This is a genomic window from Micromonospora sp. NPDC049047, from assembly GCF_040649135.1.
Lineage (GTDB): Bacteria > Actinomycetota > Actinomycetes > Mycobacteriales > Micromonosporaceae > Micromonospora.
The window spans coordinates 39,914-61,946 of record NZ_JBEZEY010000023.1; the positions used below are offsets into that span (position 1 = coordinate 39,914).

The following is a 22,033-nucleotide window of genomic DNA, read 5'->3' on the forward strand; positions in this document are numbered from 1 at the left end:
CGTTCCTGCGCAGCGCGGTCGCGCAGGTTGCTTGCCAGCCGAGCCGCAGCTGGCGGTGACATTCACCCGCCAGCGTCACCGCTTTGCGCTGCTCACCCCCTTTTCGCCAGCCCGGGACCGCTTGCCCGGCGACATCTAACCTGCGCCGAATGCGGGGTTATCTCGGATACGTCCGCATCGCGAAGATGGTTCTCATACGGTGGGGATCAGAGGCTGCAACCCATTTGTAGCTGGTCGTGGCGCCTCAGGCGGTGCGACCCCGTCTGGTAGCAGGAAAGGGCGGAAGGCTCTGATGTCCAACGACGTAACGAGTACCGACGGCGGGGCCTCAACAGCTCCGCCGACACGACGACGGCGGGCGCTGTGGGTCGCCGGCGTGGCCGGGCTGACCGGGGTGGTCGGTCTGGCGGCCCTCGGCGGAGTGGCCGCCAGGGATGACAAGCCCAAATCCGACCAGGTCTCCGACGCGCAGCCGTCGACCAACCGGCAGAACGCCAGCGACGCTGGCGGCACGGACGAAGGCGGCGCCAAGGAAACCGACGCCCGGGACGACGAGTGGAGCGGCGACGACTGGAGCGGCTTCGACGACCGGTCCGGCAAGGCCGGCAAGCGCGAGGACGACAAGCGCGACGAGAAGGACCGCGCCCAGCAGGTCCCGTGCGACACGGACAAGCTGATCCAGGCCATCACGTTCGCGAACAACGACGACGGCGGCGTGCTGGAACTGGCCAAGGGCTGCACCTACACCCTGACCCGCAACCAGGGCGGCAACGGCCTTCCCGTGATCACCCAGCCCATCACCCTGAAGGGCGAGCACACCACCCTGGGTCGTGAGGCCACTGCCGACTACTTCCGCATCCTCAACGTCGGCCCCGGCGGACACCTCACCCTCAAGGGTCTGAGCATCAGGGGTGGCCAGACCCTTCAGGCCCCGATGGCCGCTGACCCCGCGACGGTCTGGGCGCCGTACTCGACGGTGATCGGGCCCACCGCGGCCGACCCGGCGGCGAAGCCGGCCGCCACAACGGCAGCAAAGCCCGCAGCCACAACGGCAGCGAAGCCCGCAGCCACAACCGCGGCGAAGCCCGCAGCCACAACGGCAGCGAAACCCGCAGCCACAACGGCAGCCAAGGCAGGCCAGGCGACCACGGCAACAAAGGCCGCAGCAACAAAGGCCGCAGCAACAGAGGCCGCCAAGCCCGCAGCGAAGGCGACGGCGACGGCGGCAGCCGCCAAGCCGATCGCCGCGGCGGCGAAGCCGGCCGGGACCTCGGTGGCGCCTCTGGTCGAGGAGCCCGGGTTCAACGACGGCGCCGGGGTGTTGGTACAGCCCGGTGGACAGGCGGAGATCCTGGACAGCGAACTGCTCTACAACCAGTCCGGCGGCAACGGCGGCGGGTTGGCCAACTTCGGCAGCACCAGGCTCAGCAAGACGACTGTCGCGCACAACACCGCCTTCTTCTTCGGTGGCGGCATCTTCAACGCCGGCGTACTCCAGGTCGACGAGTCGAAGATCAACGACAACACCGGGATCGTCGGCGGCGGTGGCATCGCCAACGGTGCGCCGCGGATCGTCACCGAGGAGGTCGACGGCGGCTCGGTCTGGGTCTACAAGAGCGAGGTCACCGACAACGAGACGCTCGGCTTCGGCGGCGGTGTCCTGGACGTCGAGGGCACCACGACCCTGCACGACACGAAGGTCACCGACAACACGGCGGTCCTCACGGGCGGCGGCGTGGCCGTGGCCGACAGCCAGCTCACCCTCAAGCACGCCACGGTGGCCGGGAACAGCACCGCGCGCGATGGTGGCGGTGTGGCGGTCGTCTCGGACAGCACCGCGACGATCGAGGACACCGCCATCAAGGACAACAAGGCAGGGTTCTCCGGTGCCGGCCTCTTCAACGACGACAGCGTCACCACGTTGCGCGACAGCGAGGTCGTCGGCAACCGGGCCCTCGGCCCGTTCAGCCGTGCTGGCGGCATCCTCAACACCGAGGGGAGCCTGGTGACGCTCCACCGGACGACAGTGGCGCACAACTTCTCCACCCTCCCGCCGGGGGGCATCTTCAACAGCCTCGGCGGCACCGTGACGCTTGACGACGAGTCCGCTGTCACTGCCAACCGCCCGACCAACTGCTTCAACGTTCCGGACTGCTTCGCCTGATCGGGTGGGGCTGATTCACATAGAGGGCGCGCCCCTCCGAGCCGGTCACGGTTCGGAGGGGCGTACCCATTTGGGCAGGTCACAGGCGTCGCGGCCGGCTTGGGCGGTGGTGTGGGGGTCCGGCCCCAGCTGGGCGCAACATGAACCGAATGTGGGCTTCTCTCGGATAAGCCCGCGAGGCGAGGAACCTTCTCATACGGTGGTTTTGGGAGCTACAACCGATTTGTAGCAGGGGACGCCCGTCTGACGGCGGCGACCCTGTCTGGTACGAGGAGAGGGCAGAGAGCTCCGATGTCCAACTACCTAACGAACAACGAAGCCTCCGGGCGGGCGACGGCCAAGCGCCGCCGCAAGCTCTGGCTCGCCAGTGGCGTGGCCGGTTTGACAGGCGTGATCAGCCTCGCGGCGGTGGGCGTCGCGGGCAGCGCCGGAGCGGTCGGCCTGAACTGGAACACCACGCAGGTCAGCAAGGACGGCGACCAGCACGGTGACTGGGACAAGGACCAGGGCCGGGACAAGGACCGGGACAAGGACAAGGACCGGGACAAGGACCACGAGCGCGGGAAGGAGGTGCCCTGCGACACCGACAAGCTGATCCAGGCGATCGTGTTCGCCAACAACAAGCACGGCGGTGTGCTGGAGCTGGCCAAGGGCTGCACCTACAACCTGAGCCGCAACGACTACCAGGGCAACGGCCTCCCGGTGATCACCGAGAACATCACCCTCAAGGGTGAGCACACCACGATCGCCCGGGAAGCCACCGCCGACTACTTCCGCATCCTCAACGTCGGCGCTGGCGGTCACCTCACCATCAAGGGCCTGACCATCAAGGGTGGCCAGACCCTCGAACTGTTCGAGGCCGTCGCGCCGGCCGCCGTCTGGGCGTCCTACTCGGACTCCGAGGCGATCGCCGCGCAGGTGAAGGCCGGCACCCCGCTGGCCCAGGCGCTGAGCACCCGACAGGCCAACCCGAAGGCGGGTCTGAAGGCCGCGCCGAAGGTCACCCCGAAGGCCACGCCGGGTGTCGTCACGCCGCTCGTCGAGCAGCCGGACGACAACGACGGTGCCGGCATCCTGGTCCAGCCGGGCGGCACCGCCGAGATCCTGGAGTCCGAGATCGTCCTCAACCAGTCCGGCGGCAACGGCGGTGGCGTGGCCAACTTCGGCACCACGAAGATCTGGCACAGCACCGTCACCCGCAACACCGCCTTCTTCTTCGGTGGTGGCGTCTTCAACGCCGGCCTGCTCAAGGTCGAGGAGTCGAAGATCACCGACAACACGGCCGTGATCGGTGGTGGCGGTATCTCCAACGGTGCCGCGCCGATCTTCACCGACAACGTCGACGGCGGGACCGTCGAGTTGAAGAAGGCCGAGATCACCGACAACGAGACGCTCGGCTTCGGCGGCGGCTACCTCGACATCGAGGGCAACACCACGGCGTACGAGACGAAGTTCGCCTCGAACACCGCGATCCTCGCCGGTGGTGGCCTCGCCGCGGCGGACAGCCAGCTCAACCTGCACCACGTGGCGATCGAGAAGAACAGCACCGCAGGTGTCGGTGGCGGTGTGGCCATCGCCTTCGACAGCGCTGTCACGTTCGAGCAGAGCAGCATCAAGGACAACACCGCCGGCTTCTTCGGCGGCGGTGTCTTCAACGCTGGCAGCGTCACCACGCTGCGCGACAGCGAGGTCGTCGGCAACCGGGCCATCGGCCCGATCGGGGTCGGCGGCGGCATCTTCAACATCTTCGGCGAGGTCAACCTGTCGAGGACGAAGGTCGCCAACAACTTCTCCACCTTCGCGCCGGGCGGTGTCTTCACCTTCTTCGGGCCGGTGAACGTGGACGACAAGTCCGCGATCACCGCGAACCGCCCGACGAACTGCCTGGCCATCCCGGGCGGCGCCATCGAGAACTGCTTCGCCTGATCACCGACGACCCAACCGGCCGGCCCCCTTCCGCGCGACGCGGAAGGGGGCCGGCCCCTGTCACTTCCCGACGAACACCGCCACACTGCGCGCCGGTACGGTGAACGTGCCGGCGGCCCTGTCGAACGAGGCGGTACGCAGCGCCTCGTCGACCGACTCGACAAGCACCGGGTGCAGTGCCACGTCCGCCCCGCGCAGCTCGGCCACCGTCTGCTTCGCCACCTGCGGGGTGCCGTTGAAGACGACCGTCACCGACCGCCACGCCCCGCCCAGCCCCCGGGCGTCCAGCGTCATCGTCAGCACACCCGGTGTCTCCTGCGCCCCGGAGAGCGGGAACGCCACCCGCCGCTGCACCTGCTCGGCGGTGGCCAGCCCGAACACCGGCGACGACGCCCGGATGCGCAGCAGTTCGGCGTACCTGGCGTTCGTGGTGGTGATCGCCGCGCAGTCCGGCACCAGCGCCGGGTCCGCCAGCAGCGGCTTGGCGTACTGCCACTTGTCCTCGTTGTCCGGCGCGGGCGGCAGACCGACACCGAACCCGTTGCCCCGTGCGCAGTCCCAGCGGATCTGGTTGAACCAGTCACCGGAGTTGTACGAGTTGCGGTCCAGCGACTTCGAGCGCAGCCGCTCGGTGCCGGCGGTGACGAACCCGGTGCCCTGACCCAGCACCACGGTGCCCAGGGCCAGCACCTGCATCCGGGAGCGGTCCGCCGCAGAGGTGGCCTGCGGCAGCTTGTACGCCAGCGCGTCGTACAGAATCTCGTTGTCGTGCGCGTCGACGTAGCTGACGGCCTCCCCCGGCGCGGCGGTGTAGCCGGCCGGGGAGCCGTTGTAGTCCACCTGCGCCCCGGTGACCTGCCGCCCATCGGTGTCGGTGAACCGGTACCCGCGCAGGTTGCCGGTCAGACCCACCTTGATCAGGTCGTGGGCGTGCAGCAGGCGGGCCTTCTGCTCGGCCGGTGACCCGTTGACGTCGTCGCCGTTGGGGTCGGTGTAGAGCCCGGACGCGAAGCCCTGCGCCCGCGGGTTGGCGTCGAACGGCCCACCGCCGCGCACCGCGTCGCGCAGCCGGTCGTTGAAGGTGCCGATGCCGGTGCCGGCCAGGTTGGCCTGGGTGGCCTGGACGAACCGGGCGTCGTTGGCGACCTCGCCGAAGTTCCAGCCCTCGCCGTAGAGCATGATCGACCGGCCGTCCACGCCGTCACGGGCGACGGTCAGCCGGTCCAGCGCCGCACGCACGGCCAGGACGTTCGCCTTCGGGTGGTGACCCATCAGGTCGAACCGGAAGCCGTCCACCCTGTACTGCCGCGCCCAGGTGACAAGCGAGTCCACGACCAGCTTGCCCATCATGGCGTGTTCGGGAGCGGTGTTGGCGCAACAGGTGGAGTTGGCGACGGTGCCGTCCGCCAACAGCCGGTGGTAGTAGCCGGGCACCACCTGGTCGAGGACCGACTTCGCGTCGGTGCCGGCCGCCGCTGTGTGGTTGTAGACCACGTCCAGCACCACCCGCAGGCCGGCGCCGTTCACCCCGGCCACCATCCGCCGGAACTCGGTGGTCCGCGCCGCACCGACCGGGTCGACGGCGTAGCCGCCCTCCGGCACCGTGTAGTGCAACGGGTCGTACCCCCAGTTGTAGCCGTCGGTCTCGGCGACCGCCGCCACGCACTTCTGCTGCTCGGCGGAGTCCGGCGGGAGCGCCGCCAGGTCGCAGGCCGGCTGACGCTGGTCGGCCCGCCGTTCCGGGATCGTCGCGAAGTCGAACGCCGGCAGCAGGTGCAGGTGGGTGACCCCGGCGTCGCCGAGCGCCCTCAGGTGGGCCATCCCGGCCGTTGCCGGGTCGGTGAAGGCGAGATAGGTCCCCCGCCGCTCGGCCGGCACCGTCTCGTCGGCGATGGAGAAGTCCCGCACCGACAGTTCGGTGATCTGCGCCTTCGCCGGGGGCACCGGCGCCGGTTTGCGCAGCGTCCGCCAGCCCGCCGGGGCCAGCGCCGGGTCGTTCAGGTCGACAAACTGGCTGTGGGTGGAGTCCGCCGCCAGGGCCACCGAGTACGGGTCGGTCACCGCGGCGGTGACCATCTTCTGCGCGGCGGGCTGCCACGCCTGCACCTCGTAGCGGTAGTACCTGCCGACCCAGGCGGCGGTGCCGCGCGCCGACCAGACACCGGTGCGGTCGTCGCGGTGCATCGGCACGGTCCGGGGCGACGCGGTGGGCGAGTCGAACACCTGCAACCGCACGCTCCGGGCGGTCGGCGCCCACAGCGCGACGCTCGGCGTCCGCCCGACGAACGTCGGCCCGAGGGTGGCGTCGGTGGCCCCGGAGTACACGTCGTCGAGCACCCCGGGGATCTGCACGCCGGTCGCCGCGAGCAGGGCACCGGCGGCGTCGCGCTCGGTCACCAGCAACTGCCCGCGCAGCGCCGCCGGCACCTTCGCGAGGTCACCTCGATCAAGGGCGAAGCTACGGTACGACCACAGGTGCGGGAACGCCGTGCGCTGGGCCTCGGTGAGCCCGTTGCGCTGCGCCCGCAGCGGCAAGGTGGTGTACGCCCCGGTCAGCTCCCCGTCGACCACACTGACCCCGCCGGTCGGCGCGACGACGAGCGCGTACGTCCTGCCGTCGGTCGGCGGGGTCTGCCACGCCACGGTGGACCTGTCGATCCAGTGCGCCTGCTGTTTGCTGATGTCGGTGTCCCCGCTGGCGCTCGTCGCCGTCGTCGGCAGCAACCGGCCCGGTGTGGCGGCGAGCAGCCACACCTCCCGGCCCACTGTGGCGACATCGAGCCGCTGGTCGTCGGGCAGGTCCTTGGTGTCGCCCTGGTGGATGATGTAGTTCAGCCCGGTCGCCCCGGCGGACAGGGGCACCCGGAACACCGCCCCGAACGCGTCGACGGACGTCGGCCGCAACGGCGTCGACCACTCGGTCGGGTCGGCCGCGCCGTCCCACACGTGCAGACCCCACCCGTCGTAGGTGTTGTCGGCCCGCCGGTAGTGGATGACAGCGGTGCCCTCCTCGACCGGTGGGTCCGGCTCACCGGTGGCCGCCTGCCGGCTCGGATAGATCGCCGGGTCGCCCTGTTTCAGCCAGATCTCCCCGGTGGCCGTGACGTCGATGCTGCGGTCCTGCGCCACGTCCTTGGTGCCGCCGGCGTCGACCACGAGGAAGCTCACCGACGTCGCGCCCGGCTTGAGTTTCACCCAGGCGAACCGTCCGTAGGAGTCCTCCCCCGCGAACGGTTGCCCCTTGGGAAACTCGGTGACGTACGCCGGGTCGAGGTCGCCCCAGGCGTACAACCCCCAGTCGTCGTACCCGCCCGCGGGGCGCTGGTAGTGCACCACCGCCCACTCCCGGGAGCCGCCCAGCGGGGGCGTACCCACTGTGGCGGTGGACCGGGCGGTGGCGGTGCGACCCCGGCCGTCGCGGACCACCGCCTTGTACTCGATGCGGGTGCCGCCGGCCAGGCCGGTCAGGTCGTGTTGCACGGTGTACGGCGCGTGGTCGGCGCTGCCCAGCAACGTCCACCTCCCACCGGCGACCCGGGCGGCGACGGTGACGGTGGCGAGGGGGTCACCTGTCACCTGGGCGGTGACCGCGGCCCGGGTAGCGACCGGCGCGTCCGGGGCGGGCGCGGTGATGGTGACTGTCGGTTTGCCGGCCGCCTGCGCGATGGGGGTGCCGGCCCGGTACACCACCGCCGACAGCGGCGGCACGGTCAGCGCCAGCCTGCCGTCGGTGCCGGCCTTCCCGGTCGAACCGGCCGGGGACGCGCCGCCGGCAGGGTCACCGCCCGCTCCGCCGTAGATGCCGGTGAAGGTGGCGCCGGCCGACCAGGTGTCCACTGTGACAGTCTGCGCGGTGTCGGCGTTGTTCACCGCCACCACGTACTCGGTGCGGTCGGTGGGGGCGATCCGGGAGGCGGCGAACACTCCCGGGCCGTCGGCGGCGTACCGGGTGACCTGCACACCGTCGCGCAGGGCGGGATGCGCCTGACGCAGCCGGCCCAGCTCGGCGATGGTCCGGTACAGCGGGTGGCCGGTGTCGAACTGGTCGCTGGCGTGGGTGCGGTCGGTGCCGAGCAGGTCGTCGTCGAGGTAGTCGGGCACCTTCGAGGCGAACATGTCCTGCCGGGCGTCCTTGTCCCCACCGGGCCCGGTGAAGCCCTGCTCGTCACCGGAGTAGATCACCGGTTGGCCCCGGGTCAGGAACATCAGCTGGTGCGCGAGCTGGTCGCGGCGCAGGTGCGTGGCCGGGTCGGTGCCACCGGCGGCGACGAACGAGCCGATCCGACCCATGTCGTGGTTGCCGAGGAAGGTGGTCAGTCGGCCGGCGTCGGTGTCCCGGGCGGCGTAGAGGTCGTCGCGGGCGTACACGTCGGCGAGCGCCTTCGCCGAACCGGCACCGGTGGTGTAACCGCGGGCGGCCTCCTGGAAGGCGAAGTCGAGGGTGGCCGGCAGCCCACCCTGCCGGACGTAGCGGGAACTGATCTCCGGGTCGGCGCTGTACACCTCACCGAACATGAAGAAGTCCTTCTTGCCGGCCTGCTCGGCGGCCCGCTCGATGCCCTGGCTGAACTGCGGCCAGAACTCCATGTTGACGTGCTTCACGGTGTCCAGCCGGAACCCGTCGACGCCGATCGCGCCGATCCAGTCCCCGTACGCCTTGGTCAACCCCCGAACCACCTCGGGCCGCTCGGTCCACAGGTCGTCGAGGCCGAAGAAGTCGCCGTACTCGCTGTTCTCGCCCGCGAAGGTCGAGTCACCCCGGTTGTGGTACATGGTCGCGTCGTTCAGCCACGCCGGAACCTTGACGCTCGCGTCACCCGGCTCGGCGAACGTCGGCGTGTACGGGAACGACTCGGTGTCGACCGCCGGGAACGCGCGGCTGCCGTCGGCGTAGTTGCGGTCCTCGAACGGCCTCCCCTGCGCGTCGGTGTACGGCGAGGTCGCCTTGTCCACGTACGCGTACTTGTCCTCGGCGTACTTGATGACGTCGGCGGTGTGGTTGACGATCACATCGAGGTAGATCTTGATGCCGCGCCGGTGGGCGAGCGTGACCAGCCGCTTCATCTCCTCGTTGGTGCCGAAGTGCGGGTCCACCTGGGTGAAGTCGGTGATCCAGTAGCCGTGGTAGCCGGCCGAGATGTCGTCGCCGGTGCCCTGCACCGGCCGGTTCTTGAAGACCGGTGCGAGCCAGATGGCAGTGGTGCCCATCCCCTGGATGTAGTCCAGCTTGTCGATGACGCCCTTGAGGTCACCACCGTGGTAGAAGCCCTTGTCGGTCGGGTCGAGCCCGGTCCGCAACCGGTCACCGGTCAGGCCACCCCTGTCGTTGCGGGGATCCCCGTTGGCGAACCGGTCCGGCAGCACGAAGTAGAACTGCTCGGCCCGCGCCGCGTTGCCGCCCGCCGTCAGCAGCGCCTCGGCGGTGGGTTCGGCACGCCACTGGGTGGCGCCGCCCACGGCGAGCGGGACAGTGTCGGACGCCTGGGGAACGGCGGCGACCGGATGCGCGGCGACCGGAGTGCCGGCGAGGGTGAGGGTGAGCAGGGGGACGAGGGCCAGCAGGGCGGTGCGCGGTATCGGCGTGGGTTTCATCGACGCCTTCCTCTGGTCGCTGATGCGCCGCACGCTAACCCTCGCCGAAACAATCTGCAATGCTTTGCAAACACTGTCGCAACACAGCAGCATTCTTGCGGAAGCGTGCGGCGTTAACAGCGCTCAGAACCCGCCGCAGCGCACCCCGTCGACAGTGCACTCCCGGGGCGTGCTGGAGGTCCGTTCCAGGTGGAACCGCAACGACACCGAACCACCGGGCCGCACGTCCACCCCACTGACGTAGGTGAACCCGTCGCCGAACTGGCGAAGCGTCCCCTGCGGCACGCCCTCCACCCAGGCGGTCACCAACCGCCCCCCGGAGAACTCCAACCTGACCGTCCAAGCACGACTCTCACCAGAACGGTTGGTCATCGCCACCTCGCCGATGAAACCCCCGTCGAAGCTCTGCACCACCCGGTACCGCCCGGTCATCGCCGAGGGCTCCTGCGCTGCGCGACTCGGCGACCGCGTCAGCACCGGCCCACCGCCCGTCGCACGGACGGACGCGCTGCCCGACGGTGACCGCGACCCGGCCGAAGCGCTCGGCGGCAGCCCGCTCGCCCGCCCGGACAATCCCGGCCGCACCGGCGGAGGCGACGACGCCGGGCCGGGCACGCTCGGCACCTCCGCCGCCGTCGGCAGCGGCAACACCGGCGGCACCGGTGCCCCGTCAGGTGCGGGACTACGCCCCCGGTACGCGCCCAGAGCCATGAAGAGCAGGACCACCATCACGAGGACACCAGCGCCCACCACGATCCAGGGCGACGACACGATCGCAGCCGGACCGTGCGACAGTCGCGGGGCACGACGCATGCCGGACATGTACCTCCCTCAGCGCACCGTCCGGGCAGCCTAGCGATCGGCAGCCGGAGCCGGAAGCGCCCGAAGACCCGCCCCGCGCGCCACCGACCCGACCCCCACTCAGCCGAGCCGGCAGTCGACCCCGTTGACCGTGCACCGGAGCGGCCGCTGCGCCGACTCACCCCAGCCGACGCGCAACCGCAGCGTCCGGGAGTCCCCCGCCGCCAGCGAACTCGTACCGCGCAGCGTGAACTGGCCGTCCCCCCGACCGCGCAGCGACACACCCGAGTCGTCGACGACCCGCACCGCCCACAGGTCGTCGTCGAACGTCAACTCCACGAGCCAGTCCACCGACCGACTCGACCCGTTCGCGATCGACAGCACCGCCGCGTCGCCGTCCCAGCCGTTCGTGCCGACCTGGTACCGGGCACTCACAGTGCCCTCCGTCGGCGCCACCGGCGCCACCGGCACCGCCGGAGCGCTCGTCCGCCCCGGCGTCGGCGAACCGGTCACCGTGGCCCGCGGCGACGGCGTCCGGCTACTACGCGACGGCCGCGGCGACACCGAACGCCGCTCCACCGCGCCCGGAGTCGGCCCACCGGTGGCCGACGCGGCAGCCGGCACCGTCGGCAGAAACACCGAAGGCGCGGCCAGCGGCCTGGTGTCCCGCTCCCTGGTCCGGAACGACAGCAGCGCGATCACCAGGAGCACCACCAGCGCACACACACCGAGCAGCACCACGATCCACGGCATTGATGCCAACACCCGCGCCGCTCGTGACCCTGCCGCACCATCTGGCCGCACCGCCATCAGGTCTCCCCTCGTCCCACCGAGGCGACAGCGTAGCCAGCACCGTACCCACCGGACACCCGGCGGGTACGGAACGGACCAACCGGCCGGCAGGCCCCGGAAAACGGCTCGACCCCACCGGCGGTCCCGGTCAGTCGGCGCACCCCGTCAGCGCGGCGGCACCCGGACCTCAATTTCGGCACCCAGGCGTGCATCCGCGCCCAGCCCCAGGTCATCCCCGCTCCAGAACCGCCCCGGGTCGTACCAGTTCGGACGCCGGCCCGCCGGCAGCAACCCCATCGCCTCGTAGGTCACCGCCACCACCTCGGCGCAGTACGCCGTCTCCAGCGCCCGGTCCCGCTCCCGCGCGGACCCGCCAGTGGCCGGGGACATCGTCGCCGGGGGCGGCGCGGCCGGGGGCGTGGCGGCCGGAGGCGTCGCAGTCGGGGCCGTCGCGGCCGGGGGCGTCGCGGCCGGGGGCGTCGCACTCGGGGGCGTCGCACTCGGGGGCGTCGCGGCCGATCGGAGTGCCGGGCGGCCCAGCTTCGGCAGCGACGGCACCCGACCGCGCACCCAGCGCCACGCCAACTGGGCCGTCGACGGGAACGGCGTGCCGTCCAACCGCGCGATCGTCCGCAGCACCGCGCGCTCCATCTCCTCGCCGGCCGGCGGGTCGAGCTGCCGCAGCCACGCCCGTTGGCCGTACCGGTTGGCCCAGACGCAGACCGCGTCCCGCAGGTCGTGGAGTTGGACGCCGCGCTGGTGGGTGCCCGACCACAGATCCGGCAACGACCTGCCCAGCTCCGCATGCCACATCAACGGTGGCATGTCGTCGAGCACCACCGCCATCCCGACGTGGTTGACGGGGCTGTTCGTGGTGAACTGGATCGCCCGGTCCGGCACGCTGCGCCCCCGGAACACCCACACGTCACCGGTGCGGGTCAGCTCGACGGCCTCATCCAGGCTGATGCTCATGAGGGACTAGCCTAGGCCGATGCGGCAAGGATTGCGGTGGTGGAAGATCCTCGGGCTGGCCGGCCTCGCCGGCGTGGCGGCCTCCGGCGTGGTCATCGCGCGGGCTGAACGGCGTCGACGCGCGTACACCCCGGAGGAGATCCGGCAGCGCCTGCGCGAACGCCACGCCCAGGCCGGCGACGCCGCGAAGCCCGCTGACACCGCCTGACCACCGACTCTCCCGGGTGGACGTTCACCCCGCGGCGTGACATCGAGGCGGGGTCTCGGGCTCCACTGATCCGCTCGATCCTGGTTGTAGTGGCCTCGTCGACGCATCGAGGGCCTATTTCCTGGACCGAGCACGATCATGTGGAGTGCTTCATCCCGGACGTGCCGTCGGCCGCGCCTCGGCCCTGCTCGTGCTCGGCCCTGCTCGTCCTCGGCCCTGCTCGTGCTCGGCCCTGCTCGTGTTCGCGCGGGTCGGTGCCTGGGCTCGAACGGCGCAGAGCGGCATGATCCACTCGTGTTTTGTGATGTCGGGGTATCCCCGGCATCGGGACAGCGCGGTTTCAAGGAATCCGAGTCGATCAAGCCGCATGGCCGTCGTGTCGGGTCAGGTGGACTGGCTGGCTGGGTGGTTCGCCGGATGTGGCGGGTGCTGTCGGGTGGTCGGGGACCGACGGTGGTATCCACTCCTTCGAGGGTGGGCACTACATCAGCGTCGTCGGCTACCGCGACAACGGCAACATCGTCAAGATCGCCGACTCCGCCAACCCGAACACCGCCTCGTACGAGGTGACCGTCGAGCACCTCGCCGACTGGATCGCCACCCGCGGCTACGCCACCAGCTAAGCAGCACCCACCGCCGAAGGGCCGGACCCCACCACGGGGACCGGCCCTTCGGCGTTGCCCACGTCAAAGAACGAACAAGATCCAGGCTAGTTCGAGCGATCGGGAGCGGCCCGCCTACTACACACGAGTCCTTTGGAGCTGATGCCGTAAACGAGTCACGACGAGCCGAGCCGAGCTGAGCCGAGCCGAACCGAACCGAGCTGAGCCGAGCCGAACCGAACCGAGCTGAGCCGAGCCGAACCGAACCGAACCGAGCAGATGATTCGTTGACGACATCAGCTCGAAAGGACACCCAACCCACAAGCCCAGCCCGTATCCGGTCCGCACGCTCGCGGCACAACTCCGCGCGGCCGCCAGCCCTCAGCCGACCGAACGCCAGCGCCAGCGCCAGCGCCAGCGGTCAGGCACGGGCTCAGCGAGCGCGTGGCCCCAGGGGCTCCGCCGGCTCAACGTCCACCACCGGCTCGGCTGCCTCGATGCGGTGGGCCCGGCGGCGCAGCCACCAGGTGCTGCCCAGACCGGCGAGGACCGCGATGGCCAGCCCGGCCCAGGAGATGTCCTTGAGCCAGTGCTCGGCCGCCCGACCCACGCTGAACAACAGGTAGGTGGTGCCGAACGCCCAGACCAACCCGCCGGCGGCGTTGGCCAGCAGGAATCGCCGGTACGGCACGTGCAGCGCCCCGGCGAGCGGGCCGGCCAGGATCCGCAGCAGTGCCACGAAACGGCCGAAGAACACGGCCCAGACGCCGTAGCGGGCGAAGCTCTGCTCGGCCCGGACGAGTTGGGCGGGGCCGAGGTGGCGGGGGAAGCGCCGGCCCAGTCGGGCCAGCAGTGGTCGGCCCCCGCGACGGCCGACCGCGTACCCGATGGAGTCGCCGACGATCGCACCGGTGGCCGCGGCGGTGGCCACCCACTCCGGTTCGACCACACCCGTGGCGGCGAGCAGCGCGGAGCTGACCAGGACGATCTCGCCGGGCAGCGGGATGCCCATGCTCTCCACGCCGATGACGCCGCCCACAAGTAGATATACCGCGATCGGTGGCAGCGACACGAGCCAGTGCTGGACGTCGAACACGGTGACCCCTTCTCCGGCCGGGCTTCGAACCCTACCCGCGGCAACCGGCCCGAAGTGCCCTTCCGCACCCCGCATAAGGCGTCCTAGGAGGCTAGGTGTTGGCGTGGACCGGAGCCCGGCACTCGGGTTGCGCAAATAGCAAGACGGACGTACGGTTTTGTAGAGCGCGGAATCGGCGGTAAGTGTCACCTAACCTCGGCGGCACCCCGACCGGTGCGACAGACTGCTCAGGACTACTCACGGTCGCTGGTGTGAAGGAGTAGAACGTGGCGAGCCTCGACACCTTCGGTGCGAAGACCCAGCTACGCGTCGGAGACGCGAGCTACGAGATTTTCAAGATCGACAAGGTGGACGGCCACGCTCGGCTGCCGTACAGCCTGAAGATCCTGCTGGAGAACCTGCTGCGGACCGAGGACGGCGCGAACATCACCGCCGACCACATCCGCCAGCTCGGCGGGTGGGACTCCACCGCCGCCCCGAGCGTGGAGATCCAGTTCACCCCGGCGCGGGTCCTCATGCAGGACTTCACCGGTGTGCCCTGCGTGGTCGACCTGGCCACCATGCGCGAGGCCGTACGCGACCTGGGCGGCGACGCCACCAAGGTCAACCCCCTCGCCCCGGCCGAGCTGGTCATCGACCACTCGGTGATCGCCGACCTGTTCGGCCGCGAGGACGCGTTCGCCCGCAACGTCGAGCTGGAGTACGAGCGCAACAAGGAGCGCTACCAGTTCCTGCGCTGGGGCCAGACCGCGTTCAACGAGTTCAAGGTCGTCCCGCCGGGCACCGGCATCGTGCACCAGGTGAACATCGAGTACCTGGCCCGCACGATCATGGAGCGCAACGGCCAGGCGTACCCGGACACCGTGGTCGGCACCGACTCGCACACCACTATGGTCAACGGTCTGGGCGTGCTGGGCTGGGGCGTCGGCGGCATCGAGGCCGAGGCCGCGATGCTCGGCCAGCCGGTCAGCATGCTGATCCCCCGCGTGGTGGGCTTCAAGCTCTCCGGCGAGATGCCGGCCGGCACCACCGCCACCGACCTGGTGCTGACCATCACCGAGATGCTGCGCAAGCACGGTGTGGTCGGCAAGTTCGTGGAGTTCTACGGCCCCGGCGTGAGCGCCGTGCCGCTGGCCAACCGGGCCACCATCGGCAACATGTCCCCCGAGTACGGCTCCACCGTGGCGATCTTCCCGATCGACGCGGAGACGATCCGCTACCTGGAGCTGACCGGCCGCGACGCCGCGCAGGTCGCGCTGGTCGAGGCGTACGCCAAGGAGCAGGGCCTCTGGCACGACCCGGAGGCGGAGCCGGAGTACTCGGAGCGCCTGGAGCTGGACCTCGGCAGCATCGAGCCGTCCCTCGCCGGCCCGAAGCGCCCGCAGGACCGGGTGCCACTGGGTGCCGCGAAGACGCTGTTCCGCTCGGCGCTGACCGACTACGTCGCCGACGACTCGGCCGGCGAGCGTGACCTCAAGCCGGGCGTGGCCCGCGAGCAGCTGCCGGTGGGCGCCAACGGCCCCGCCGACGAGGCGAGCGCCGAGTCCTTCCCGGCCAGCGACCCGCCGGCCAACGAGTTCAGCGACCCGGCCGACGAGCCGCGCGACCTGGAGACGGCTGCTGTCGGCAGCGGCGGTCGGGCCAGCAACCCGGTCCGGGTGACCGGCAGCGACGGAGTCGAGTACGAGCTGGACCACGGTGCCGTGGTGATCGCCGCGATCACCTCCTGCACCAACACGTCCAACCCGCAGGTGATGATCGGTGCGGCGCTGCTGGCCCGCAACGCCGTCGACAAGGGCCTGACCCGCAAGCCGTGGGTCAAGACCACCCTGGCGCCCGGCTCGAAGGTCGTCATGGACTACTACGAGCGGGCCGGTCTCACGCCGTATCTGGACAAGCTCGGCTTCAACCTGGTCGGCTACGGCTGCACCACCTGCATCGGCAACTCGGGCCCGCTGCCCGAGGAGGTGTCCGCAGCGGTCAACGAGCACGACCTGTCGGTGGTCTCGGTGCTGTCGGGCAACCGGAACTTCGAGGGCCGGATCAACCCGGACGTCAAGATGAACTACCTGGCGTCTCCGCCGCTGGTGGTCGCCTACGCCCTGGCCGGCACGATGGACATCGACCTGGCCAACGAGCCGATCGGTGAGGACAGCGAGGGCAACCCGGTCTTCCTGCGGGAGATCTGGCCGAACAGCGCCGAGATCCAGGACGTCATCGCCCAGGCGATCGGCGCGACCGGGTTCAGTGCCGCGTACGCCGACGTCTTCGCCGGTGACGAGCGGTGGCAGTCGCTGCCCACCCCGACGGGTGACACCTTCGCCTGGGAGAACGACTCCACCTACGTGCGTAAGCCCCCGTACTTCGAGGGCATGCAGCAGGAGCCGAGCCCGGTCGTGGACATCGCCGACGCCCGGGTGCTGGCCAAGCTGGGTGACTCGGTGACCACCGACCACATCTCGCCGGCCGGTGCGATCAAGGCCGACTCCCCGGCCGGCACGTACCTCGCCGAGCACGGCGTGCCGCGCCACGAGTTCAACTCGTACGGCTCCCGCCGCGGCAACCACGAGGTGATGATCCGGGGCACGTTCGCCAACATCCGGCTGCGTAACCAGCTGGTGCCCGGGGTGGAGGGCGGCTTCACCGTCAACCACCTCACCGGCGAGCAGACCTCGATCTACGACGCCTCCGTCGCCTACCAGGAGGCCGGCATCCCGCTGGTCGTGCTGGCCGGCAAGGAGTACGGTTCCGGCTCGTCGCGGGACTGGGCGGCCAAGGGCACCATGCTGCTGGGTGTCCGGGCGGTCATCGCCGAGTCGTACGAGCGGATCCACCGCTCCAACCTGATCGGCATGGGCGTGCTGCCGTTGCAGTTCCCGGTGGACGTCACCGCCGAGTCGCTCGGCCTCACCGGCACCGAGACGTTCACCATCACCGGGGTGACAGCGCTCAACGACGGGGAGACCCCGCGCACCGTGCAGGTCAGCACCGACACCGGTGTGGAGTTCGACGCCGTGGTGCGGATCGACACCCCGGGTGAGGCGGACTACTACCGGCACGGCGGCATCCTGCAGTACGTGCTGCGCCGCATGATCGCCAACTGATCGCGTACCGATCGTTGAAGGCCGCTCCCGCTTCGGCGGGGGCGGCCTTCGCCGTTCACGCCGAGGAAGGCGTGCGGTCAGGGCGGCGCGCCCCGTCCACCTCGGCTCAGCGCAGCCGCAGCGCGACAGCACGGGCCTCCTCGTCGGTCAGCGGCAGGAACCAGAGGAAACGGCGAACGATGGCTACCGGGTCGGGGCCACCCGGCTGACCGCGCAGGTCGCGGATCGCCCGGCGGGTGATCCGGGAGAACTCGGGGATCAGGGTGGCCCGACGGACGGCGTCCGTCGGGGTGGCCCGCAGTGTCGGGCAGGGCCAGTCCTGACCGCAGGCGTCGCAGGTCCAGAGTGGGCCGTCGGCGGTGTGCGCGACCGGCGGGCCACACCGGGGGCGCCAGCGTGCTTCGGGTACGACATTCGCGGCGCGACCGGGCCCGTGGTGTGCCGGACCGAGCAGCTCGTTCGGGCGGCGCGTGCCTGGGCGCGGCAGGTTCGGCCTGGCCGGAGACCGGCCGATGGTGGGCTTCTGGTGTTTCCGGGGCTTGTCCTCGCACATGCTGCGCTCCTCCTCGACGCTGTCCACACCACACCCTGCCGAGAGTTGCCAAGCAATCACACCGCGTAGAAGTATTGCCTCCTGACGTTTGGAACGTTCTGGAGGGCCTGGAGATGAATCGAGCCGTGCAGGCCGCGATGGTCGAGAAGGGCTACACGGCGGACAGTCTCGCTGCTGAGATTGGTGTCGATCCGAAGACGGCGGCGAAGTGGGCGAGCCGGGACCGAATTCCGCAGACTCGTCATCGCGCGCGGGTCGCCGAGTTGCTGGGTCGGGACGTCGAGGAGCTGTGGCCGGACGCGATGAAGCGGCGCACGCCGGCCTGGTTCCGGCCCTGGGCCGAGATCGAGCGCGAGGCGCTGTCGCTACGGTCATTTCAGCTCGCGTGGATACCGGGCCTTCTGCAGACGAAGGCGTACGCGCTGGCGACGCTGGTCGGCGAGGCGTTGACAGCGGCCGAGGCCGACGGGCTCGCCGAGGCACGGTTGAGCCGGCAGGCCGTCCTACGGCGGGAGCGCCCACCGCTGCTCGTCGCGGTCCTCGACGAGAGAATCCTCCGGCGCACCCTCGATGGCGACCGGGCCATGATGCGGGAGCAGTGCGAGCGGCTGGCCGAGCAGGCCACGCTGCCCAACGTGTCGCTGTTCGTGGTGCCCGCCGAGACCGGCATGTATCCCGGACTCGGTGGGCCGTTCACCATCGCCGAGATGCCGGACGGGGGACGGGTCGCCCACGTCGACAGCCAGGCGCAATCACAGCTCATCGACAAGACCGCCGACATTGCTACCCTGGACCGACGGTGGGAACGCATTCGCGACGGAGCCCTGTCACGGGCGCAGTCCCTCAACCTCCTCAGAGAAGCGGCAGCATCATGGACCTGACCGGCGCTCGGTGGCGTAAGAGCAGCAAGAGTGGCAACAACGGCGGCGACTGCGTCGAGGTGGCCGACAACCTTGCCGGCGTGATCGGCGTACGTGACTCCAAGGACCGAACCGGCCCGGCGCTGACCTTCGACCCGACCGCCTGGACCCGGTTCCTGGCGACGGTCAAGCGCGGCTGATCTCTCCCCGCCGCCCAGCGTCCCGCCTCAGCTGGCGAGTTCGGCCGCCCGGTCCAGCAACGCGCGGCGCTCGGCGGCAGCGGCGACGGTTGCCGCCGCCTGTCGGAACAGCGCGGCGGCGCGCGGTCGGTCACCCTGGCGGGCCACCAGATCGGCCTCCACCGCCACGGCGAGCGGGTGGCCGTCCAGCCCGCCCCCGGCACGCGCCGCGTCGAGCAGCAGCAACCCGGCGGCCGGCCCGTGTGCGTACCCGTGCGCGACAGCGCGGTTGAGTGCGATCACCGGTGAGGACCGGATATCGGCAAGCGCGTCGTAAGCTGCCGCGATCGCCTGCCAATCCGTGTCGTCGACCGACGCGGCGGTGGCGTGGCAGGCGGCGATCCGGGCCTGCCAGGCGTACGGACCGTCGTGGCGTACCCGATCGAGGGCGGCCAGGCCCTCGGCGATGCCGGCGCGGTCCCACCGCGAGCGGTCCTGCCGGTGCAGGGTGAGCAGGGTGCCGGCGGCGTCGCGGCGGGCGTCCCGGCGGGAGTGCTGGAACAGGAACAGCGCCAGCAACGCGGCTACCTCGGACTGCTCGGGCATCAACCGGTCGAGCAGCCGGGCCAGCCGGACCGCCTCGGCGGCGAAGGCCGGCTCGCCGTCGGCGACATAGCCGCGGGTGAACAGCAGGTACAGCACGGCGAGGACACCGGGCAGCCGCTCGGTGAGCGCCGGCCCGGTCGGCACCCGGTACGGGATGCCGGCCTGCGCGATGCGGGTCCGGGCCCGGGTCAGCCGGCGGGTCATCGTCGACTCGCTGACCAGCAGGAGCCGGGCGATGTCGCCGGTCGGCACCCCGCAGACGGTACGCAGCGTCAGCGCCACCCGGGCCTCCATCGCGAGCGCCGGGTGACAGCAGGTGAAGATGAGCCGCAGCCGGTCGTCGACCACGTCCTCCCCCACCTCGGGCTCGGGCTGCGCGTCGGGCGGCGTGAGCAGCGCCAGGTCGTGCAGCTTGCGGCGCTCCACGGTGGCCCGCCGCAGCACGTCGAGCGCCCGGTTACGGGCCACCGTCATCAGCCAGCCGCCCGGGTTGGTCGGCACACCGTCGCCGGGCCAGCGCTCCAGCGCGACGGCGAGGGCCTCCTGCGCGCAGTCCTCGGCAAGCGACCAGTCCCCGGTCACCCGGATCAGGGTCGCGACGATCCGGGGGTACGCCTCGCCGCTCGCGGCGGCGACGGCCTCCGCCGCCGCGCCGGCCGAAGCCCGGGTACGCATCGGCCGGCGCTGCGAGGTGGACAACGCGGTCAGTCGGGCAGGTCCGCGAGCGGGCGCAACTCCAGACGCCCCTCGCGGGCCATCGGGTGGGCCCGGGCCACCTCGATCGCCTCGTCGAGGTCGGCACAGTCGAGCAGGTCGAAGCCCACGATCACCTCGGTGGTCTCCGCGAACGGCCCCTCGGAGACGAGCAGCTCACCGTCGCGTACCCGGACGGTGGTGGCCGCGGTGGTCGGTGCCAGCACGTCGCCGGTCAGGCGACGGCCGCGAGAGTCGTTCTCGGCCACCCACTTGTGGATGTCCGGCAGCTCGGTGGGGTCGGTGTCCGGCTCGGAGTCGCTGCACACGAACATCATGAACTTCATCTGGTCGCTCCCTGTTTTCTCGGGGTGTCGCCAGCATGACGATCGGCGGACAGCGTTCCGGACACCTCCCCCGAAAAATTCTGCGTCAGTCTCCGTTGGCGGCGCGGCGGCGGGCCTCGCGGGTCTTCATGGCGTGCTCCATCAGCGTGACGAGCACCTCCTTGCTGGACTCGCGCTGCCGGGCGTCGCAGAGCAGCACCGGCACCCCCGGGTCCAGGTTCAGCGCGGCCTGCACCTCGTCGAGCCGATACTTGCGGGACCCCTCGAAGCAGTTCACCGCGACCACGAACGGCGTGCCCCGGCCCTCGAAGTAGTCGATCGACGGGAAGCAGTCGGCGAGGCGGCGGGTGTCGGCAAGCACCACCGCACCGATGGCACCCAACGCCAACTCGTCCCAGACGAACCAGAACCGGTCCTGGCCGGGCGTACCAAACAGGTACAGCACCAGGTCGTCGCTGATGGTGATCCGGCCGAAGTCCATGGCCACGGTGGTGGTGGTCTTACCCTCCACCCCGGACAGGTCGTCGATGCCGACCCCCGACTCCGTCAGCACCTCCTCGGTGCGCAAGGGCCGGGTCTCGCTGACCGCACCGACCATGGTCGTCTTGCCCACGCCGAAGCCGCCAGCGACCAGGATCTTGATCGCGGTGGGCAGTGGGGTCGCTCCCGCCGGCCGGTCAGAGTGCCCGTAGTCCATTGATTACCGCCTCGAAGATGCTGTTGTCGGGAAGGCCGGCCGTGGTCTGCGGCTCGCGGACCTGCACCAGGCTGCGAGCCGCCAGGTCACCGAGGAGCACCCTGATGGTGCCCACCGGCAGGTCGAGATGGGCAGCGATCTCGGCGACGGACTGTATGCGTTGGCACAGCCCGACGATCGCCAGGTGCTCCGGACCGAGACCAACCTCCGGCGTCACCTCGGCTCGGGTCGCGGTGACCAGGGAGATCAGGTCGAACGTGCCGGTGACCGGTCGGGCCCGCCCGCGGGTCACCGCGTACGGGCGCACCACCGGACCCGCATGGTCATCCACCCACTGATGTTCTGCGGACTCTCCCTGGACCGTCATCACCGCTACCTCTCGCCGGCCGGCTGCTCGGTGCGCGACGGCGACGCGACGTACTTGCCGACGCGGGTGACAAGCATCGCCATCTCGTAGGCGATCAGTCCGACATCGGCGTCCTCGCTTGCCAACACCGCCAGGCAGGCGTTGCGGCCGGCCGCTGTGACGAACAGGAACGACGACTGCATCTCGATGATCGTCTGCTGCACCTGCCCCCCACCGAAGCGCTTACCGGCGCCCCGGGCCAGGCTCTGGATGCCGGCTGCCATCGCGGCGAGGTGCTCACCGTCGTCCCGGCTCAGCCCCTGGGAGGAGGCCATCAACAGACCGTCAGTGGAGAGCGCGACCGCGTGCTCGGCCTGCTTCACCCGGCCCACCAGGTCATCAAGCAACCACGTCAGGTCGGCACTCGAAGCCGTCTTCTGCGCCACTTCGTCGTCCTCTTCTCGCCCGGCTCATGCGCCGTACTCGTCTCGGGCT

The 22,033-nt window shown here is 70.6% G+C and carries 17 protein-coding genes and 1 pseudogene; 7 read left to right on the forward strand and 11 right to left on the reverse strand.

Going from position 1 to position 22,033, the window contains the following annotated elements:
* Positions 1-292 precede the first annotated feature (292 nt).
* Together AB0B86_RS27485 and AB0B86_RS27490 are read left to right on the forward strand one after the other, a co-directional pair.
* Positions 293-2,164, forward strand: a complete 1,872-nt coding sequence (locus tag AB0B86_RS27485) for a right-handed parallel beta-helix repeat-containing protein (RefSeq protein WP_357420098.1) — start codon at positions 293-295, stop codon at positions 2,162-2,164.
* A gap of 291 nt (positions 2,165-2,455) precedes the next feature.
* Positions 2,456-4,090 carry a hypothetical protein gene (locus tag AB0B86_RS27490; protein ID WP_357420099.1) on the forward strand — a complete coding sequence of 545 codons (1,635 nt, stop codon included), beginning with the start codon at positions 2,456-2,458 and terminating at the stop codon, positions 4,088-4,090.
* A 60-nt stretch (positions 4,091-4,150) separates the two neighbouring features.
* Here AB0B86_RS27490 and pulA read toward each other — a convergent pair whose 3' ends face one another.
* From pulA to AB0B86_RS27510, 4 genes are all read right to left on the reverse strand, one after another.
* Positions 4,151-9,682 carry a pullulanase-type alpha-1,6-glucosidase gene (pulA, locus tag AB0B86_RS27495; protein WP_357420100.1) on the reverse strand — a complete coding sequence of 1,844 codons (5,532 nt, stop codon included), beginning with the start codon at positions 9,680-9,682 and terminating at the stop codon, positions 4,151-4,153.
* A 123-nt stretch (positions 9,683-9,805) separates the two neighbouring features.
* A complete protein-coding gene (locus tag AB0B86_RS27500) occupies positions 9,806-10,504 on the reverse strand; it encodes a cellulose binding domain-containing protein (protein ID WP_357420101.1) in 699 nt (232 codons plus the stop codon).
* A 99-nt stretch (positions 10,505-10,603) separates the two neighbouring features.
* Entirely contained in the window at positions 10,604-11,236 is a 633-nt protein-coding gene (locus tag AB0B86_RS27505; protein WP_357420102.1) for a hypothetical protein, read from the reverse strand.
* A 204-nt stretch (positions 11,237-11,440) separates the two neighbouring features.
* On the reverse strand, positions 11,441-12,247 hold the full coding sequence (locus tag AB0B86_RS27510) for a hypothetical protein (RefSeq protein WP_357420103.1): 807 nt from the start codon (positions 12,245-12,247) through the stop codon (positions 11,441-11,443).
* A 19-nt stretch (positions 12,248-12,266) separates the two neighbouring features.
* Here AB0B86_RS27510 and AB0B86_RS27515 point away from each other — a divergent pair, with 19 nt between their 5' ends.
* Both AB0B86_RS27515 and AB0B86_RS27520 read left to right on the forward strand, forming a co-directional pair.
* Entirely contained in the window at positions 12,267-12,455 is a 189-nt protein-coding gene (locus AB0B86_RS27515; RefSeq protein ID WP_357408892.1) for a hypothetical protein, read from the forward strand.
* A gap of 440 nt (positions 12,456-12,895) precedes the next feature.
* Positions 12,896-13,078, forward strand: a pseudogene (locus AB0B86_RS27520) (phytochelatin synthase); the annotation flags it as partial.
* Positions 13,079-13,490: 412 nt separating this feature from the next.
* Here AB0B86_RS27520 and AB0B86_RS27525 read toward each other — a convergent pair.
* On the reverse strand, positions 13,491-14,153 hold the full coding sequence (locus AB0B86_RS27525; RefSeq protein ID WP_357408894.1) for a DedA family protein: 663 nt from the start codon (positions 14,151-14,153) through the stop codon (positions 13,491-13,493).
* Positions 14,154-14,419: 266 nt separating this feature from the next.
* Here AB0B86_RS27525 and AB0B86_RS27530 point away from each other — a divergent pair, with 266 nt between their 5' ends.
* Entirely contained in the window at positions 14,420-17,257 is a 2,838-nt protein-coding gene (locus tag AB0B86_RS27530; RefSeq protein ID WP_357408896.1) for an aconitate hydratase, read from the forward strand.
* Positions 17,258-17,363: 106 nt separating this feature from the next.
* Here the strand turns inward: AB0B86_RS27530 and AB0B86_RS27535 are convergent, their stop codons facing one another.
* Positions 17,364-17,837 carry a hypothetical protein gene (locus AB0B86_RS27535; protein WP_357408898.1) on the reverse strand — a complete coding sequence of 158 codons (474 nt, stop codon included), beginning with the start codon at positions 17,835-17,837 and terminating at the stop codon, positions 17,364-17,366.
* 86 nt (positions 17,838-17,923) lie between these two features.
* Between AB0B86_RS27535 and AB0B86_RS27540 the strand changes: the two genes are divergently transcribed.
* A complete protein-coding gene (locus AB0B86_RS27540; RefSeq protein WP_357408900.1) occupies positions 17,924-18,691 on the forward strand; it encodes a helix-turn-helix transcriptional regulator in 768 nt (255 codons plus the stop codon).
* A complete protein-coding gene (locus AB0B86_RS27545) occupies positions 18,682-18,870 on the forward strand; it encodes a DUF397 domain-containing protein (protein WP_357408902.1) in 189 nt (62 codons plus the stop codon). The genes AB0B86_RS27540 and AB0B86_RS27545 overlap by 10 nt, the downstream gene beginning before the upstream one ends.
* A 27-nt stretch (positions 18,871-18,897) precedes the next feature.
* Here AB0B86_RS27545 and AB0B86_RS27550 read toward each other — a convergent pair whose 3' ends face one another.
* From AB0B86_RS27550 to AB0B86_RS27570, 5 genes are all read right to left on the reverse strand, one after another.
* Positions 18,898-20,130 (reverse strand): sigma-70 family RNA polymerase sigma factor, encoded by a 1,233-nt coding sequence (locus AB0B86_RS27550; protein ID WP_357408904.1) that lies wholly within the window; start codon positions 20,128-20,130, stop codon positions 18,898-18,900.
* A gap of 29 nt (positions 20,131-20,159) precedes the next feature.
* On the reverse strand, positions 20,160-20,495 hold the full coding sequence (locus tag AB0B86_RS27555) for a YciI family protein (protein ID WP_357408906.1): 336 nt from the start codon (positions 20,493-20,495) through the stop codon (positions 20,160-20,162).
* Between the two features lie 85 nt (positions 20,496-20,580).
* A complete protein-coding gene (locus AB0B86_RS27560) occupies positions 20,581-21,192 on the reverse strand; it encodes an ATP/GTP-binding protein (protein ID WP_357408908.1) in 612 nt (203 codons plus the stop codon).
* Positions 21,173-21,559, reverse strand: coding sequence for a DUF742 domain-containing protein (locus AB0B86_RS27565; RefSeq protein ID WP_030491536.1), 387 nt, complete (start codon positions 21,557-21,559; stop codon positions 21,173-21,175). The genes AB0B86_RS27560 and AB0B86_RS27565 overlap by 20 nt, the downstream gene beginning before the upstream one ends.
* 5 nt (positions 21,560-21,564) lie before the next feature.
* The gene (locus tag AB0B86_RS27570) at positions 21,565-21,984 is read right to left on the reverse strand and encodes a roadblock/LC7 domain-containing protein (RefSeq protein ID WP_355032793.1); all 420 of its coding nucleotides are present in this window, start codon (positions 21,982-21,984) and stop codon (positions 21,565-21,567) included.
* Positions 21,985-22,033 lie beyond the last annotated feature (49 nt).

Coding starts and splice junctions, on each gene's coding strand:
- pulA (WP_357420100.1), bottom strand. CDS start 9,682: ATGAAACCCACGCCGATACCGCGCACCGCCCTGCTGGCCCTCGTCCCC.
- AB0B86_RS27515 (WP_357408892.1), top strand. CDS start 12,267: ATGCGGCAAGGATTGCGGTGGTGGAAGATCCTCGGGCTGGCCGGCCTC.
- AB0B86_RS27500 (WP_357420101.1), bottom strand. CDS start 10,504: ATGTCCGGCATGCGTCGTGCCCCGCGACTGTCGCACGGTCCGGCTGCG.
- AB0B86_RS27565 (WP_030491536.1), bottom strand. CDS start 21,559: ATGACGGTCCAGGGAGAGTCCGCAGAACATCAGTGGGTGGATGACCAT.
- AB0B86_RS27485 (WP_357420098.1), top strand. CDS start 293: ATGTCCAACGACGTAACGAGTACCGACGGCGGGGCCTCAACAGCTCCG.
- AB0B86_RS27555 (WP_357408906.1), bottom strand. CDS start 20,495: ATGAAGTTCATGATGTTCGTGTGCAGCGACTCCGAGCCGGACACCGAC.
- AB0B86_RS27505 (WP_357420102.1), bottom strand. CDS start 11,236: ATGCCGTGGATCGTGGTGCTGCTCGGTGTGTGTGCGCTGGTGGTGCTC.
- AB0B86_RS27540 (WP_357408900.1), top strand. CDS start 17,924: ATGAATCGAGCCGTGCAGGCCGCGATGGTCGAGAAGGGCTACACGGCG.
- AB0B86_RS27490 (WP_357420099.1), top strand. CDS start 2,456: ATGTCCAACTACCTAACGAACAACGAAGCCTCCGGGCGGGCGACGGCC.
- AB0B86_RS27550 (WP_357408904.1), bottom strand. CDS start 20,130: ATGCGTACCCGGGCTTCGGCCGGCGCGGCGGCGGAGGCCGTCGCCGCC.
- AB0B86_RS27545 (WP_357408902.1), top strand. CDS start 18,682: ATGGACCTGACCGGCGCTCGGTGGCGTAAGAGCAGCAAGAGTGGCAAC.
- AB0B86_RS27560 (WP_357408908.1), bottom strand. CDS start 21,192: ATGGACTACGGGCACTCTGACCGGCCGGCGGGAGCGACCCCACTGCCC.
- AB0B86_RS27510 (WP_357420103.1), bottom strand. CDS start 12,247: ATGAGCATCAGCCTGGATGAGGCCGTCGAGCTGACCCGCACCGGTGAC.